The 18203-nt window shown below is 40.9% G+C and carries 13 protein-coding genes; 10 read left to right on the top strand and 3 right to left on the bottom strand.

Features of this window, described 5'->3' with window-relative positions:
• The first annotated feature begins 7 nt into the window (after positions 1-7).
• A complete protein-coding gene (recN, locus tag ABFX33_RS00070; protein ID WP_346083473.1) occupies positions 8-1672 on the top strand; it encodes a DNA repair protein RecN in 1665 nt (554 codons plus the stop codon).
• Positions 1673-1753: 81 nt separating this feature from the next.
• Here the strand turns inward: recN and ABFX33_RS00065 are convergent, their stop codons facing one another.
• A complete protein-coding gene (locus ABFX33_RS00065) occupies positions 1754-2197 on the bottom strand; it encodes a hypothetical protein (protein ID WP_346083471.1) in 444 nt (147 codons plus the stop codon).
• A 136-nt stretch (positions 2198-2333) separates the two neighbouring features.
• Positions 2334-4859, bottom strand: coding sequence for an ATP-dependent Clp protease ATP-binding subunit (locus ABFX33_RS00060; protein ID WP_120259982.1), 2526 nt, complete (start codon positions 4857-4859; stop codon positions 2334-2336).
• 185 nt (positions 4860-5044) lie between these two features.
• Here ABFX33_RS00060 and ettA point away from each other — a divergent pair, with 185 nt between their 5' ends.
• The 9 genes from ettA (at position 5045) to uxuA (ending at position 15775) form a co-directional block, all read left to right on the top strand.
• On the top strand, positions 5045-6727 hold the full coding sequence (ettA, locus tag ABFX33_RS00055; RefSeq protein ID WP_121127395.1) for an energy-dependent translational throttle protein EttA: 1683 nt from the start codon (positions 5045-5047) through the stop codon (positions 6725-6727).
• An 8-nt stretch (positions 6728-6735) separates the two neighbouring features.
• Positions 6736-7920 (top strand): PAS domain-containing sensor histidine kinase, encoded by a 1185-nt coding sequence (locus ABFX33_RS00050; RefSeq protein ID WP_120260039.1) that lies wholly within the window; start codon positions 6736-6738, stop codon positions 7918-7920.
• Between the two features lie 126 nt (positions 7921-8046).
• The gene (locus tag ABFX33_RS00045; protein WP_346083469.1) at positions 8047-9114 is read left to right on the top strand and encodes a response regulator; all 1068 of its coding nucleotides are present in this window, start codon (positions 8047-8049) and stop codon (positions 9112-9114) included.
• A gap of 208 nt (positions 9115-9322) precedes the next feature.
• On the top strand, positions 9323-9742 hold the full coding sequence (locus tag ABFX33_RS00040) for a Rossmann-fold NAD(P)-binding domain-containing protein (RefSeq protein WP_120259985.1): 420 nt from the start codon (positions 9323-9325) through the stop codon (positions 9740-9742).
• Entirely contained in the window at positions 9739-11109 is a 1371-nt protein-coding gene (hemN, locus tag ABFX33_RS00035) for an oxygen-independent coproporphyrinogen III oxidase (RefSeq protein ID WP_346083467.1), read from the top strand. Before ABFX33_RS00040 ends, hemN begins: the two co-directional genes overlap by 4 nt.
• Positions 11096-13510: a heavy metal translocating P-type ATPase gene (locus ABFX33_RS00030; RefSeq protein WP_346083465.1), complete on the top strand. Its 2415-nt coding sequence runs from the start codon at positions 11096-11098 to the stop codon at positions 13508-13510. The genes hemN and ABFX33_RS00030 overlap by 14 nt, the downstream gene beginning before the upstream one ends.
• Positions 13511-13515: 5 nt before the next feature.
• Positions 13516-13677, top strand: a complete 162-nt coding sequence (gene ccoS / locus ABFX33_RS00025) for a cbb3-type cytochrome oxidase assembly protein CcoS (protein WP_120259988.1) — start codon at positions 13516-13518, stop codon at positions 13675-13677.
• A gap of 106 nt (positions 13678-13783) precedes the next feature.
• The gene (locus tag ABFX33_RS00020; protein ID WP_120259989.1) at positions 13784-14602 is read left to right on the top strand and encodes an SDR family oxidoreductase; all 819 of its coding nucleotides are present in this window, start codon (positions 13784-13786) and stop codon (positions 14600-14602) included.
• A gap of 12 nt (positions 14603-14614) precedes the next feature.
• Positions 14615-15775: a mannonate dehydratase gene (gene uxuA / locus ABFX33_RS00015; protein ID WP_346083464.1), complete on the top strand. Its 1161-nt coding sequence runs from the start codon at positions 14615-14617 to the stop codon at positions 15773-15775.
• Between the two features lie 135 nt (positions 15776-15910).
• Here uxuA and ABFX33_RS00010 read toward each other — a convergent pair whose 3' ends face one another.
• Positions 15911-16933: a LacI family DNA-binding transcriptional regulator gene (locus ABFX33_RS00010; protein ID WP_257092107.1), complete on the bottom strand. Its 1023-nt coding sequence runs from the start codon at positions 16931-16933 to the stop codon at positions 15911-15913.
• Positions 16934-18203: the final 1270 nt, after the last annotated feature.

The following is an 18203-nucleotide window of genomic DNA, read 5'->3' as shown; positions in this document are numbered from 1 at the left end:
CAAGAATATGCTAGATACCTTACATATTAAGAATTATGCCCTGATCAATGTATTGGAAATCCAATTTGATAGTGGCTTGAATATGATTACTGGGGAGACTGGAGCGGGTAAATCCATTATTATGGGAGCACTTTCCCTGATTTTGGGTAACAGAGCAGAGGGAAAACATTTTTTTGATCCATCAAAAAAATGCGTGATCGAAGGAGAGTTTAACATTGGAGCTTATCAATTAAATAACTTCTTTGAGCAGAATGATTTAGATTATGCGGATCATACGATTATCAGAAGGGAAATAACGCCAGATGGTAAATCCCGTGCTTTTGTCAATGATTCGCCAGTTACATTGGCGATACTAAAGCAATTGGGCGAGCAATTGATCGATGTACATTCGCAGCACGCGACTTTGCAGGTCAATACGGAGGAATTTCAATTTCTGGTTGTTGATAGTGTTGCTGGTTCATTTGTATTGAAACAGAACTACAAAGAAAGCTATGCTGCCTATAAAAAGGCAAAGCGGGAATTGGAGGAACTGAAAGAGACGGTAAAGAAGGCAGCGATAGAATTGGATTATTTTCAATTTCAGTTTGATGAGCTGGATGGAGCGAAACTGATTGCTGATGAACAGGGGACACTCGAACAGCAGCAGCGTCAATTGGAAAATGCAGAGGATATCAAACGGGCCCTAAATGCTGCTTCGCATTTGTTGGAAAACGAAGATACGGCAATATTGACGCAATTGAAAGATACAATGACACAAGTTGAGGGTATATCTTCTTTTTTGCCCGAAGCGTCTGATCTCTCTGTGCGGTTGAAAAGTACCTTGATTGAGCTGAAAGATGTGGCTGCCGAGTTGGCCTCACTTGAAGAAGATACACAATTGGATGAAGGAACTTTATTGGAGATTAATGAACGATTGAGCTTACTTTATTCATTACAGAAAAAGCATCATGTTGATTCTGTTGAGGAACTCATTCAGCTTAGAGATGATCTGGAGACAAAGCTAATCGCTATCAATTCCTCCGATGAACAATTGGAGCGACTGGAAGCTGAGGTTGTGCAGAAGTTAGCGATTGCATTGCGGAATGCGAAGGAACTATCGGAAGCGCGCAAATTAGTGCTGGATAGGATTGCCAAGGACGTGCAAAATACCCTGTCGAATGTCGGTATGTCAAATGCGATGCTTCAGATTGTATTAGAGCCATTAAAAGAAGGCGAGATGCGTGAATCTGGAATAGATACCATTCAGTTTCTATTTTCGGCCAATAAGGGGCAGGCATTGCAATCTATCCATCGTGTAGCTTCAGGGGGAGAACTTTCTCGTGTGATGCTGGCGATAAAGTCGCTGGTTGCTAAAACTTCGGCTTTACCAACGATTGTTTTTGATGAGATCGATACTGGAATTTCGGGTGAGGTTGCATTACGTGTGGGTGAGGTCATGGAAAATCTAGCCGAAAATATGCAGGTGATTGCCATCTCGCATTTGCCACAAATTGCTTCAAAAGGGGCAGCGCACTTTAAAGTATACAAAGAAGATAACACCAATCGTACCATATCAAATATCGTTCGTTTGGATCAATCCGGAAGGGTAAAAGAGATCGCACAGATGCTGAGTGGAACAAACCCGACAGATGCTGCGGTAGAGCATGCTGAGTTGTTGTTGAAAGGGGAGTAATTGGGTTGGATGGCCTGCCGTACTAGAGAAGGGCAAAAAAAATAAAACCTCAGAATATTTATTCTGAGGTTTTATTTTTATTTACTCTACGAAATCAGTTTCTGATATGATAATTTTTACAATTATGTCTTGAGTAGGCGGATTAATTGTAAATTCATTAGTAGGATCTTCTCCTATTATTGAAACTTCTCCGACTTTATAGTCAATATGGAAGCTGACGGGATTGGTTTCTCTGCCATCATTGAATGCAAACGAAGCCGGTAATATTTTGTATGAAGCTTCTTTATTTAAGCTCATATGAACAGAAACATTTCCTTGATCAATATAATATTTAGTAAGTTCCGGTAGGTTTATCTTATGTATTATCCTTTTATTATTATCGGATGACCATTCATTGGGTTTAACCGTATAAATAAATGACCTGCCAGGATTAATAGCCTCTTGTGTAATATACTCCTTTGTACAAGAAGAGAATGAAACCAAGGCTGCGGTTCCAATTAAAGCTGCGAATAAAAGTCTTTTCATATCGTTTGTGTTATTTGTGACATTTTTTATTATAGGACGATAAAATAGTGCGAAAGTTTAACGTCAACCTTTTTTATAACAAAAAATGCACCACAATGGTGCATTTTCTTGAAATTATTTCGAGTACAGCAAGCGATTATTTCTCAGCTGTATCTTTTGAAGACTTCGGATCTGAGCTAGAGACCTCAATATCTTTGGTTTCCGGATTGATGCTGACAGTTAAAACTGAACCTGTTTGCACATTTCCCTTGAGGATTTCTTCTGCAATTGGATCTTCCAGATATTTTTGAATTGCCCGTTTTAATGGACGTGCACCAAAATTACTGTCATAGCCTTTATCAGCAATGAAATCTTTTGCCTCTTCCGTCAGATTAATGATATAACCTAAATCTGCAATTCGTTTAAACAATGATTTCAATTCGATATCAATGATTTTGAAGATATTTTCTTTTGTCAATGAATTGAAAACGATAACATCGTCAATACGGTTCAGAAACTCTGGAGCAAAAGCTCTTTTTAATGCAGTTTCAATTACTCCACGGGAGTGTGCATCTGTTTGTTGTGATTTTGCTGCTGTAGTGAAACCTACACCTTGACCAAATTCTTTCAACTGACGTGCTCCAATGTTGGAGGTCATGATGATAATTGTGTTACGGAAGTCTACCTTACGGCCCAAACTATCGGTCAGCTGACCTTCATCCAATACTTGCAGTAACAAGTTGAATACATCAGGGTGAGCTTTCTCAATCTCATCCAAAAGCACCACTGCATAAGGTTTACGGCGTACTTTTTCTGTTAACTGTCCACCTTCTTCATAACCTACATATCCCGGAGGCGCTCCGACCAAACGTGACACGGCAAATTTCTCCATGTACTCACTCATGTCAATTTGGATCAATGCGTCTTCAGTATCAAACATAAATCGAGCTAACTCTTTCGCTAATTCTGTTTTACCGACACCAGTAGGGCCTAGGAATATAAAGGAACCAATTGGTTTCTTAGGATCTTTCAGTCCGGCACGTGTCCGTTGGATGGCTTTAACCAATTTACCGACGGCATCGTCCTGACCAATGATTCTTCCTTTCATGAGTTCACCCATATTCAACAGTTTTTGGCTGTCGGATTGGCTGACACGTTGCACTGGGATACCAGTCATCATCGCCACAACTTCCGCTACATTTTCTTCGGAAACAGTGTATCGCTTAGATTTGGTTTCTTCTTCCCACGCAATCTTCTCTTTCTCCAACTCGTCGATAAGCTTTTTCTCTGTATCCCGTAGTTTAGCAGCTTCTTCGTATTTTTGACTACGAACAACCTTGTTTTTCTCCAATTTGACTTCCTCGATTTTATTCTCGATATCAATAATGGATTGTGGTACATGGATATTGTTCAAGTGTACACGTGAACCTGCTTCGTCCAATGCGTCAATCGCTTTATCTGGTAGGAAACGATCCGTAATATAACGTGTTGTCAATGACACACAGGCTTCAATCGCGTCTGGCGTATAAGTCACATTGTGGTGATCCTCATATTTCTCTTTGATACGATTCAAGATCTCTACAGTTTCATCATGTGTAGCCGGCTCGATAGTCACACGTTGGAAACGACGGTCTAAAGCACCATCTTTCTCAATATATTGACGGTATTCGTCCAGTGTAGTCGCACCGATACATTGTATTTCTCCTCTTGCCAAGGCTGGTTTAAACATATTAGAAGCGTCCAAAGAGCCCGAAGCACCACCAGCACCAACAATGGTATGGATTTCGTCAATAAACAAAATCACATCCGGTGATTTTTCCAGTTCATTCATGACCGCTTTCATGCGCTCTTCAAATTGACCCCGATATTTCGTGCCGGCAACAAGAGAGGCAAGATCTAAAGTAACCACACGCTTGTTGAACAATACACGTGATACTTTACGTTGCACGATGCGTAACGCCAATCCTTCTGCTATAGCCGATTTACCTACTCCAGGTTCACCGATCAATAACGGATTATTCTTTTTACGACGTGATAAGATCTGTGATACACGTTCGATTTCTTTTTCACGACCTACAATAGGATCCAATCTACCTTCTTCAGCAGCTTTGGTCAGATCTCGACCAAAGTTGTCCAATACAGGTGTTTTGGATTTAATATCCGAAACCTTTTTAGGTTGGATATATTGATCATCCTCAGCAAAGTCATCGTCACCGGTAGGAGAGCCTGGAGCTTCATCCTTAATGGTGGTTCTATTTTGCTCAACTTCAGATTTGAAGATGTCATAAGTCACATTATATTGCTGTAAAATCTGCGAAGCGATATTATCTTCATCCCGCAAGATAGCCAATAATAGGTGCTCGGTGCCAATAATATCTGACTTGAAAATTTTCGCTTCCAAATAAGTTATTTTCAGCACTTTTTCAGCTTGTTTAGTTAACGGCATGTTGCCAATAGGTGCACGTGATACAGATGCCCCCTTCACTGCGTCCTCCACAGATTGACGTAGGGCAGTTGTGTCAATGCCTATGTTTTTAAGGATTTTGATCGCCATTCCATCGCCCTCACGAATCAGGCCGAGCAACAAATGCTCTGTGCCTATATAATCGTGACGCAATCTCAAAGCTTCCTCTCTACTGTACGATATAACATCCTTTACGCGCGGTGAAAATTTTGCTTCCATTGAATACCTTTCTGTTTTATATTAAGGATATATAAATGTAGTAAATTCTACATTTCAAACCTTAAAATTATTTTAAATAATGTCATCAACAATTAAGCCATGACCATTATACGTCCAAAATGTCAGTATAAAAGATTACATTTGTATGTTAATATAACAAGAGTTTTCCAATTTTTTTAAATTTTATGTCAGACGAGAAGATTATTTTTTCGATGGCGGGAGTCAACAAAATCTATCCGCCTCAAAAACAAGTTCTAAAAAATATCTATTTATCTTTTTTCTATGGTGCCAAGATCGGTGTGATCGGTTTGAACGGATCCGGAAAATCTTCATTATTGAAAATTATTGCGGGTTTGGACAAATCGTATCAGGGTGAAGTCGTGTTTTCTCCAGGTTACTCTGTGGGATATTTGGCACAGGAGCCCCAATTGGATCTCGAAAAGACCGTACTTGAAATTGTGCAGGAAGGTGTTGCCGAAATTACGGCAACCTTAAAAGAATACGAAGAAATCAATGAAAAATTTGGTTTGCCTGAGGTCTACGAAAATCCAGATGAAATGGATAAATTGTTGGCAAGACAAGGTGAATTACAAGATAAAATTGACGCAACAAATGCTTGGGAAATCGATTCCAAATTGGATAGAGCAATGGATGCATTACGTTGTCCAGAACCTGATGCCAAAATTGCCAATTTGTCAGGTGGTGAGCGCAGACGTGTAGCATTATGTCGCTTATTATTACAAGAACCAGATGTATTATTGCTTGATGAGCCGACCAACCACTTGGATGCAGAGTCTATTGACTGGTTAGAACAACACTTGAAACAGTATAAAGGAACTGTCATTGCCGTAACCCACGACCGTTACTTCTTGGATAACGTCGCAGGATGGATCTTAGAACTGGATCGTGGTGAGGGAATTCCTTGGAAAGGGAACTATTCTTCGTGGTTAGATCAAAAAGCTAAACGTCTGGCACAAGAAGAAAAGCAAGAAACCAAACGTCAGAAAACTTTGGAGCGTGAGTTGGAATGGGTACGTATGGCTCCAAAAGCCCGTCATGCCAAATCTAAAGCTCGTCTTCATAACTATGAAAAATTAGCTTCTGAGGAAACCAAAGAACGCGAAGAAAAATTAGAGTTGTTTATTCCTCCAGGACCACGCTTGGGTAACTCTGTTATTGAAGCAACAGATATTTCCAAGGCTTATGGTGACCGTATCTTATTTGAAAATTTAAGTTTCATGTTGCCCCCGGCCGGTATCGTTGGTATTATCGGGCCAAATGGTGCAGGTAAAACAACTTTATTCCGCTTGATCACAGGTCAGGAGACACCAGATACGGGGTCGTTCAAAGTAGGCGAGACGGTCAAATTGGGTTATGTCGATCAGATGCACCATGATCTGGATCCTGAAAAATCTGTTTGGGAAAATATCACTGGTGGTAATGATAATATGATCTTAGGCAATCGCTCGGTAAATTCCAGGGCATACGTATCCAAATTCAACTTTAATGGTGCTGATCAACAAAAGAAAGTTGGCGTGCTTTCTGGTGGAGAACGTAATCGTGTCCATTTGGCGATCACATTGAAAGAAGGCTCAAATGTGCTTTTACTCGATGAGCCGACCAATGATATTGACGTTAATACATTGCGCGCGTTAGAGGAAGGTTTGGAGAATTTCGGTGGTTGTGCTGTGGTGATCTCCCACGATAGATGGTTCTTGGACCGTATCTGTACACATATTCTTGCTTTTGAAGGTGATTCTCAAGTGTACTTCTTTGAAGGTAACTATACTGAGTATGAGGAGAACCGCAAGAAACGTTTGGGGGATGTGACTCCACATCGTATTAAATACAAAAAATTGGTGAAATAACGATGATCATGGAAGGCGGAAGGCTTCTGGCGGCTATAATAGACCATGCAATTGATGGTATTATCACCATTGACAACAGGGGGAATGTGGAAAGCATTAACCCTGCTGCCTTAGAATTGTTCGGTTATAATGCCGAAGAAGTTATAGGACATAATGTTTCAATGTTAATGCCTGAACCTGATCGGGGTAATCATGATAATTATATCCATAATTATCAAACGACTGGCCATAAGAAAATTATTGGAATCGGTCGGGAGGTGATGGGATTAAAGAAGAATGGAAAAACATTTCCATTCCGGCTTGCGGTCAGTGAAGTCTGGCTTAAGGATAAAAATATTTTCACGGGATTTATCCATGATCTTTCACGCGAGAAGGCTGCTGAGGACATGCTAAAACAGCATGCAGCCGAATTGGAGCATAAAGTCAGTGAGCGAACCCGTGATCTAATATCGATGGTTTCGGAGCTGGAAAAAGCAAAGGCCGAGGTCTCTAAATCTTTGGAGAAAGAAATTGAACTTAACCAGCTTAAATCGCGTTTTGTTTCCATGGCTTCACATGAGTTTCGCACACCTTTAAGTTCCGTTCAATTGTCGGCTTCGTTGATCGAAAAATATGCGGATCGCCCCGATGATAAGGCGAGTATCATTAAACACACCAACAAGATCAAAGGTGCGGTGCAGCTCCTGACCAGTATTTTGAACGATTTTCTCTCATTGGAAAAATTGGAGGCGGGTATTGTAGTCATGAACAAGCAGTACATTAATTTGGTGGAACTGGCTGAGGAGATTACGGAGGAAATGCAATTGATCTGTAAGAAAAATCAGCATATTGTGTATCAACATACGGGCGAGATCGGACATTTTTCTTTGGACCAGAATCTATTGAAAAATGCTTTGGTGAATTTGATCTCCAATGCAATCAAATACTCGGGCGAAGATACATTAATTGAATTTACAACCTGTATTGATGACGATGGCTGTTCGATTTCGGTCAAAGATAACGGTATCGGTATTCCCGAAGAAGATCAGGTGCATTTGTTTGAACCTTTTTTTAGAGCGCATAACACGGGGAATATTCCGGGTACGGGATTAGGGTTGAATATCGTGAAAAGATATATTGAACTTATGCAGGGTAAAATGGAGTTTGTATCGGAGGTACACAAAGGAACATCATTTAAAGTTAGTTTTGAATAGGCGTAAGCTTAACCTTAGCAGTGGAGAAAATCTGTGCTAATGAACTTATGAAATAAATGCAAGGCATTAGAGGACCCATTGAAGATAAACAGGCGAGCTCTCATCAGCCATTGAAGGATAAATAAGATGAAAAATAAAAAGACAATTCTAATTATTGAGGATAATATTGACATTAGAGAGGGGACAACAGAGATTTTGGAGTTGACAGGACGGTATGATGTTATTACAGCGGAGAATGGTCGGATAGGAGTTGATTTGGCAACCCGGCATATTCCTGATTTGATTCTCTGTGATATCATGATGCCTGAATTGGATGGTTATGGTGTACTATTTATGTTGAGCAAAATAGAAAGCACTGCAAAAATTCCTTTTATTTTTCTGACGGCCAAAGCCGAACGTGCAGATATGCGCAAGGCAATGGAGATGGGGGCTGATGATTACCTGACCAAACCTTTTGACGACGTGGAACTGATGAATGCGATTGAGGTTCGTTTAAAAAAGCACGAGCAGTTATCCGCTGATACGCCCGAAGACGCTGATCTAAATCTGAGTGAAGAGGAGCAGGTTTTATTGCTACAGGAATTGCTCGCCAACTCGCGGGTGAAAACGCTAAAGAAGAAACAGTCAATCTTTGAGAAAGACGATTCACCTACTTATGTCTATTATGTCAAATCGGGGCAGATCCGAAGCTTTAAATCATACAAAGATGGACGCGAGTTGTCAACCGGAATTTATATCGAAGGAAATTATTTTGGTTACGCTTCGGTGTTGTTGAATGAGAACTATGAAGATTATGCAGAGGCTGTTGAACCGAGCGAGGTTATTTTAATCCCGAAAGACGCCTTTTTGGAACTTTTGTGGAAAAAGCCAGCTATAGCAAGTAAGTTTATCAAATTGCTTTCTGTTGACCTTCGTGAAAAAGAAGAACAACTGTTGGGTTTTGCCTATCATTCTGTCCGTAAACGTGTGGCCAATGCGCTGATCAGTGTAGCCGAAAAAAGTGGAATTAATATCAATGAGGTCAATGCCTGTACAATTGATATCACCAGAGATGGAATTGCTTCGATAGCCGGTACGGCAAATGAAACTGTTTCACGTATGCTTTCTGATTTTAAGGAGGAAAAACTGATCTCGAAGGAAAAAGGAAAGATTTTCATCAATTCTATCAAAAACTTGAGGGATGTAAAACAGTAACAAGTAAATATTGCGTGAGCTTTGGGGCTTACGGTTTATAAATATCAATACAAAAAAGGGTGTGTCTGAATTCTTCGGATACACCCTTTTTGTGTAATTGTGATATATATCATTATCAGGCATGGTCTTGTATCATGTTTTTGGGCTGAGCTATGAGCTAATTTTGTTTTTAGGATAAACTTATACGTGGTTGATTGTAGAATTCAAAATGAAAGTAGTTGTATATAATGTGAGGTCATTTGAAAAGGAGTTTTGGGCATTAGCTAATGCAAAACAGCATGATCTCACCTTGATTTCAAACGGATTAAATGCCGAAACTCAAAATTATGCGCGCGGAAAGGATGCGATTGTCATCTCAGGAGGAGATATTTTGGATGATAAAATGCTACTTAATTTGAAGGAATTAGGGATCAATAAGATCATGACTAGGAGTAAAGAAACATCCCATATCGATTTGGTGAAGGCAGGCGCTTTAAGTATTCAGATTGCGAATGCACCTTTTGAGGATCAAAGCCCAAAAGGACTGGCAGAACAGACTGTTCGGAATCTCAATCTCTGGGGGATGGAAAAATGTGTTGGTAAAGCATGTTGTTGTTTAAATGACTGTGCAAAAAATAATTTTCAATGAGTACACAAGACAGGACTATGGCGGAGCTGGTGCAGAAATATAATATTGCAGCACCACGGTACACCAGTTATCCAACTGTCCCATTTTGGGATGAGAAAACATTTTCTATTGATGCTTGGATGGATCAGGTATACCGTACTTTCAAACAGTCAAAGGATAGGGGATTAAGTCTGTATATACATCTTCCATTTTGCGAAAGCCTATGCACCTACTGTGGCTGTAATACGCGTATCACAAAAAATCATCAGGTTGAACTGCCTTACATTGCTGCTCTTCTAAAGGAGTGGGAGATGTATCTGGCTGTTTTCAAAGGTGAGAGGCCGCTCGTGTCAGAAATACATTTGGGTGGCGGTACACCGACATTTTTTCAACCCGAGAACCTGAAATTGTTGATAGAGGGGATCCTTGAACATGTCGATGTTACAGCAGATCGCTCTTTTTCATTTGAAGCGCACCCTGCTAATACCACAACCGAACACTTACAGATTCTTTTCGACCTAGGCTTCCGTCGTCTCAGCTTAGGGATACAGGATTTTGATCCTTTGGTGCAGTTTATGATCAATAGACAGCAGACCTTTGAAGAAGTGGAAGCGGTGATGCTGAATGCCAGAGAGATCGGTTTTGAATCTATTAATTTTGATTTAATCTACGGATTGCCGAAGCAGACCCAAGCATCTGTACAGGATACCATTGAAAAATCCATGCTGCTCAAGCCAGATCGGATATCTTTTTATAGCTATGCCCATGTGCCCTGGTTGAAACCCGGGCAGCGGCATTATACGGAGGCGGATCTGCCAAAGGGTACTGCCAAACTAGCACTTTACAATCTTGGAAAAAAGCTGATCCTGGCACAAGGCTACGCGGATATCGGGATGGACCATTTTGCAAAAAAAGAGGATGAACTTTATTTGGCCTTCCAAGAGGAACGCTTGCACCGAAATTTTATGGGGTATGCGGATCGGTTTAACCCCTTATTAATTGGGATTGGTGTGTCCTCAATCAGCGATGCTTGGGGTGGTTTTGCACAAAATGTAAAAACAGTTGAAGAATATCACAAGCTGATCGCATCAGGTGTATTGCCTGTCGTGAAAGGACATATACTTAATGCAGAGGATCTGGTCATAAGACGTTATATCCTTGATATGATGTGTAAAGGTAAAGTACAATTGGATCCCACATCGGATTTAACTGCTCAGATCAAAGAAGAATTGTCAACATTAGTCCAGGATGGCTTAGTCAGTATAGAAGGAGATCTGATTCGGTGCACTGCGATCGGACGTTCATTTCTACGGAATATCTGTATGGCCTTTGATCAACGTTTTTTGAAGCTGCGTACAAAAATGCAGTTATTTAGTGAAGCAATTTAATTGGGATATGGCGGTAACAAAGGAAAAAGTACAACAAATCGAGAAATGCTACCACTGTGGAGACAAAATCGATGAAACAGGTTACCATCTCGATGATCATGATTTTTGCTGCCTTGGATGCCAAACGGTCTATCAGGTTTTGCACAATGGGGGGATGCAACAATACTACCGTTATAATCAGTATCCTGGGAAATCCAATAAAGAAAAACAAGCAGATTTTTCGTATTTAGATGAGCCACAGATTGCGGCTAAATTAGTCGATTTTAAGGATGATAAGATAACTATCATTACCTTTTATATTCCTGCTATCCATTGTAGCTCATGTATTTGGCTGTTAGAAAATCTCTATAGGCTAAATCCAAATGTGCTACAGTCCCGTGTGGACTTTATGAAAAAACAAGCAAGCATTACTTTTAATCACACTTTACTTCCGCTCAAAGATTTAGTATATCTATTAGCTAATATCGGTTACGATCCCAAAATTACGCTGCAGGATGTTGTTAAAGAGGGGAATAAGAATAACCTGAATCCCTTGGTTGCCAAGATTGCAGTAGCTGGATTCTGTTTCGGAAATTCGATGTTATTTAGTTTTCCGGACTACTTTGGTATGGGAGCATTTGAAAAGGAGTATGCAAGTTTTTTCGGTTATATCAATTTAGCTTTTGGATTGCCAGTTTTGTTGTATTGTGCTTCAGACTACTTTAAGTCCGCTTATTTCAGTTTGAAACAAAAAAGGTTGAATCTGGACGTCCCTTTGGCCTTGGGTATTTTGGTTCTGTTTTTACGTTCGGCCTTCGAAGTAATAACGCAGACTGGAGCTGGTTTTACAGATACCTTATGTAGTTTGGTCTTCTTTATTCTGATCGGAAAATGGGTGCAACAGCGGACCTATTACCATATTTCTTTTGAAAGGGATTACCGGAGCTATTTTCCCGTTGCGGTAACTGTACTTACTGAAGAAGGGGACAAACCTGTGCAATTGGCCGATGTTCATATCGGTGACCGTATCCTTGTTCGTAACAATGAGATTATCCCGGCGGATGCCATATTATTAAAAGGTGACGCAGCGATTGACTTTAGTTTTGTGACCGGAGAATCGAGCCCTGTGAGTAGAACCTTAGGGGAAATTATTTACGCTGGGGGGCGTCAGACTGGTGAGGCAATCGAATTGGAAGTCATAAAGCCGATTTCACAGTCGTATCTGACCAAATTATGGAATAATGAAAACTATAAAGATTACGATAAGCACTTTCAGACTTTTGTGAACTTTATAAGTAAATATTTTACTGTTGTTTTATTGGCGATCGCTTTTTTTGCAGCGCTGTATTGGGCTGTGGACGGTAGCGCCAATAGGGCCTGGGGAGCTTTTACGGCAGTGCTGATTATCGCATGTCCTTGTGCATTGGCGTTGAGCTCTCCATTTACCCTGTCTGCGGCATTAAGTATTTTCGATAGAAACAAATTCTATGTCAAAAATACAGCGGCAATCGAACAGATGGCAACAATAGATACACTCGTTTTCGATAAAACCGGGACTATTTCGTCGCCTAAAGCAACCTCAATTTATTTTGAGGGAACACTTAGCACAAATGAAAGAAAATTGGTCAATGCGGTATGTCGAAATTCTAGCCATCCATTGAGCCGAGAGATTGTGAAATGGCTGGATGTGTGCTCAGATATCCCAGTACGAAATTTTAAAGAGTTTCCGGGAAAGGGGATGGAGGCAGTAATTGAAGGCCTAGTCGTCAGAATTGGTAGCGCTAATTTTTTGAACATAGGAAATATCAAGACTGACGGATCTGTCGTATTCATACGTATCGGTGATGAGCTGAAAGGATATTTCACCATGGAACAGGCATGGAGAGCTGGTCTGTCGGCATTGATCGAAGATTTCAGACCTCATTACGACCTGCATCTGATATCGGGAGATAATGACCGACGCCTGGATGCGTTAAAATTGATTTTTCCTTCGGAAGCATGCTTGATGTTTAACCAATCACCAATGGAAAAATTGGGGCGCATTCAGCAATTTCAACAAGAAGGAAAACATGTCTGTATGATCGGGGATGGATTGAATGATGCCGGAGCATTGCGTAAAGCAGATTTAGGGATTGCTGTCAGTGATGATATCAATAACTTTTCACCTGGATGTGATGCTATTTTAGACGGCGAATCATTTTCAAAATTATCGGATTTATTTGCTTTCAGCAAAGATGCTGTAAAGGTAATCCATATGAGCTTTGGGATATCATTGCTCTATAATATAATCGGGTTAAGTTTTGCTATTCAGGGAATTATGTCGCCCTTGTTTGCGGCAATCTTGATGCCGATAAGTACAGTTACAATTATCTCATTTACCAGCTTAATGACAAGATGGTATGCAAAACGTCATAAACTATAGTTGTTATGGAAATCATGTATATTCTGATCGGTTGTAGTGTCTTATTAGCGTTGGTGTTTTTATGTGCTTTCTTTTGGGCGAATAAGTCAGGGCAGCATGATGATACCTATACCCCCTCAGTAAGAATTCTGTTTGATGATGAAACAACGGAAGAAGTGGAAAAATAAATTGAAATAACTAAAACGTTATCGTAATTAAATTAATTACTTTTTTTTGTAATTAAGGTTATTATCAATAAAATTGGGGATAAATACCAATTTGAAATAGAAATACATGAGTAATAATCCATTTTCATTAAAAGATAAGGTTGTCGTGATCACAGGTGGTACGGGGATTCTTGGTGAGGCATTTGTGGAAGCGTTGGCTGAGGCAGAGGCAAAAGTTGCTATTCTTGGGCGTAACGAGCAGATCGGAAAGGAACGTGTACAGCAAGTTGAATCTCTCGGAGGGGAGGCCATATTTGTAGAGGTTGATATCATGGACGAACAGGATGTCAGTAGAGCAAAGGATGAAATTCTTGATAAATGGGGGCGAATAGACGCTCTTGTGAATGCTGTTGGCGGAAATATTCCGGGCGCGACAATAGGAGCTGACCAAGATCTATTTGCTAGTAACATTCAAGATACGATTAAAGCGATCGAACTAAACCTCTATGGAACCATTATCCCAACACATATTATTGGTCGCGTAATTGCAGAAAGCGGAAAAGGAGCCATCGTAAATATCTCCTCCTTGACAGCAAGCAGACCTTTCACACGGGTATTGGGATATACAGTTGCCAAACACGGTATTGATGGTTATACAAAATGGATGGCAACGGAACTTGCACAGCGTTATGGTGATCAAGTTCGCGTCAATGCAATTGCTCCAGGTGTCTTCCTGACCAAACAAAACAAAAATCTATTGATAAATCCAGATGGTAGTTATAGCGAACGTACCAAGCGGATACTTAGCGGAACACCTTATAACCGATTGGGAGATCCACGGGAATTGAAAGGAACTTTAATTTATCTATTGAGCGATGCCTCGGCTTTTGTAACTGGTGAGACAGTCTTTGTAGATGGTGGTTTTAATGCATGGTGTGGTGTTTAACGAAATTTTGAGATGAATAAATTAGAACAAACATGGCGTTGGTATGGTCCCAACGATCCAGTATCCTTGCAGGATGTTAAACAGGCAGGCGCGACGGGTATCGTTACAGCGCTGCATCATATTCCTCATGGTGAGGTTTGGCCTCTTGCCGATATTCAGGAACGAAAACGTATTATTGAAGATGCGGGTTTGGTTTGGTCAGTGGTAGAGAGTGTAACGGTTCATGAAGAAATTAAAACAAAAGGACCTCGAGTTGATGAATATATCGCCAAGTATAACCAGACATTAGCTAATCTTGCGGAATGCGGTATTAAAACAGTCTGTTACAATTTTATGCCTGTGCTGGATTGGACCAGAACGCAATTGGATCTGGTGATGGCAGATGGCTCAAAGGCCCTTTATTTTGACTGGATTGACCTTGCGCTTTTTGATATCTTTATTTTAAAACGAGCTGATGCTGAAAAGGACTATTCAGAAAATATTGTCAAAAGAGCAACAGCGCGCTTCGGGGAAATCTCCGAGCAACAAAAAGATAGCTTGGCCAATGTTGTTCTGATGGGGATTCCGGGAGAAAAAAATGTGGAATTGGATGCATTAAAAGCCAGTATTGATACCTATAAACATATTGGAAGGGATGGCTTGCGTAGAAATCTGGTCTACTTTCTAAACGGAATTGCTGCGGTATGTGAAGCAAACGGTATCTGTATGACGATCCATCCTGATGATCCACCATATCCGATTTTGGGTTTGCCACGTATTGCTAGCAATGGTGAAGATCTTGGCTATATCTTGCGTGAAGTTCCGCAACAATTCAATGGTATCTGTTTTTGTACAGGTTCTTTAGGAGCTAGCCAGACCAATGATTTGCCAGCAATATTAGAGCAGGTAAAGGCGCGGGTAAACTTTGTCCATTTGCGTAATGTCAAGAAAGATACTATTGGTAGTTTCTATGAAGCAGACCATTTGGATGGGGATGTGAATATGCATAAAATTATGCAAATTTTGGTTACCGAAAACCAGTTGCGATCTACTGCTATTCCTTTTAGACCTGATCACGGACATCAGATGCTGGACGATCTTAACAAGGTGACAAACCCTGGTTATTCTGCTATTGGCCGATTAAGAGGTTTAGCTGAATTGCGGGGACTGGAATATGGAATTGCTGGTGAGTAGTCTACGATAATAATCATACTGATTACTTTCGCTGATGACAAGGTTATAGTATAAAAAAACAGTCGGAGATAATAGCTTAAGCTATTATCTCCGACTGTTTTTTTGTTATTTTCTCTCGATGTAAAAGGCAAGGGGTTATAACGAAGATTTTCTTACGACAAGTTGTGTCGGAAGTTCTATGGTTTCAAATTCGTGAATCGGTCTTGTCTGATTGATGGTATCAATCAGTTTTTTTGTTGCTATTTCACCGATTTCAGTTGCAGGTTGTACGACAGTTGACAGTGCAGGGTTTAATGAAGCTGCAATTTGTGTATTGGAAAATCCAATGACGGCAACCTCCGTCGGAACTTCAATCCTAAGTTCTGCTAAAATGCCTAATGTTCTTGTCGTGATGACATCCGTTGCACCGAAAATTGCATCGATATTTTTATGGTCAATATACTCTTTGATTATAATTTCTCTTATACTCTTGTCTAAATCAATTGTGCTGTTAAAGCTACATTCGATGTAATGCTTTTCATTAAAAGGTATGGCTGCATCAGAGAGAGCTGCTTTAAAACCACTTAAACGTTCTTCGGCAACCCCTAGGTTTTTTCCTGTGATATGTAATATATTCCGTTTTCCTTGTTGAATAAGGTGTTGGGTTGCATTGTATGCTCCTTGAAAATTATTGACTCCGACTTTGAATGTGTCTAATTTGTGATTGATGCGGTCAAAGATAACAACAGGTATTTTAGCTTTAATGAGGTCTTTAAGCTCCTCAATATTTGACCCAGAAGATACAGGGGCTATCATTAGCCCATCTATGCCTCGCATTCTTAAAACATCTATACAATTCTTTTCTACACGTTCATCCTCTCTACTTTGCATAAAGATAACATCGTAGATGGTTTGCTGGGAAGCGATCTGAATTCCATCGAGAATCTGAGATACGAATGTATTACTGATATTGGAAACAATGACTCCAATGGTATTTGATTTCCCGATTTTTAAACTTCGTGCCAACTTATTGGGGTGGAAATTGTGCTTTTTAGCGTACTCCTGAACCGTTTTTTTAGTTGCTTCACTGATTTCGTAGCTGTCTGATAGTGCTTTGGAAACTGTCGAAACAGAAATATTGAGTTCTAAGGCTATATCTTTCAGGGTAGTTCTGCTCATCACTTTGGAGATTGTTATAAGAAGATAAATCTACATAAAAAAAAAGACAAACCACTTGTTTTTGATAATTATCAAGGGTTTGTGTTGTAACAATAATATAGTCTGGTTTATCGTATTTTTATGTTTAACAAATGCAGTTTTTTGAATGCTTTTACTTCAAAAAACTGCGTTTCCAGTCAGTGAGTCCGAGTGTTTGGCCTATTTTGGTTTTTTTTTAGCTGTGATTCGGGAGCTGTTCGGGACCGAATCGGGCTTTAAACGAGTGTGAGTGCAGATGCTGGTAGGGTTTGACCGGATTGCTACCGCTGTTCTAGCGTGTTAGACTCGGACTCAGCACGGACTCAACATGGAGACACTACGGACAGATAGCAAAGCTGTCCCGACGGAGGTAGGTCACAGTCCCGAGGTTTATCTCTTGTGTTGCCACTAGAGTCGGGAGGGTGAGAACTGCTGGATATGATATATGACCACGCTAGTCCCATAGTTGGGTTTTGATCGGAGGCAAGACCGGTTTAAGAGGAAGGGAAGAGGGGGGCGGCACCCACTGAGTTATTCCCTCTGGCTTAAAATGGCAGGGGTTCCATATGGAAGTGAGCACTGCGGATCCCTTTTCCCTTGAGACATCCGTTTCTATCCATTCTGTGGTCCAGGGTATCCACACTTGCGGCCCATCTCCGGCCTTTGCGCCGTGAGTTTGTGCTCAGGAGCTGTTTCCCTGCGGTCGATCCGCGCGTACTTGGCCTTTTTCGGTTGCGTTTCGGGTCTCGTTCGTCCACGCCTCGCCCTTTGTTCGGAAATTCTCTATATATTCTCTATCCGTTACCTATCGTTCACCTATCCAAACAATAGGGAATGGATAGGGAAAGGATAGGTAAACGATAGGTGGAGGCCGAAGGAAGGGCGAAGAAGGGGTGAGCAGATCCCGAGGAGCGCCCGTTTGAAAATACCCTTCAGCCCCCTCTGGCAGTGACTGTCGCGGTTCCTTGCTTCCCTGATCCCCGGTTTCTGCTGCCCATGCACTTTTATCCCTTCACTGTTTTTTTGCGTATAGCTGGCCTTGCTGCGACCTTTCCACTGCATTCCCCGGTTTTGCGCTGCTGCGGCGTAAGTCTAGCCCATAGGCAATCCGGCCTTTCCACTGCGTATCCGCTGCAGATCCTGATATAACCAGCCTTTTTTGTCCCCCGGAGCCCCCCGGGATCCTGTTTCACAAAAAGAATCCGCCAAGTTCACAGCGAGTTAGCGGCAAAATGAAATAAATAAGAACAAA

Source organism: Sphingobacterium ginsenosidimutans, from assembly GCF_039536865.1.
GTDB lineage: Bacteria > Bacteroidota > Bacteroidia > Sphingobacteriales > Sphingobacteriaceae > Sphingobacterium > Sphingobacterium detergens.
The sequence above is the reverse complement of the archived record's forward strand: the minus strand, read 5'-3'. Positions and strand labels throughout refer to the sequence as shown.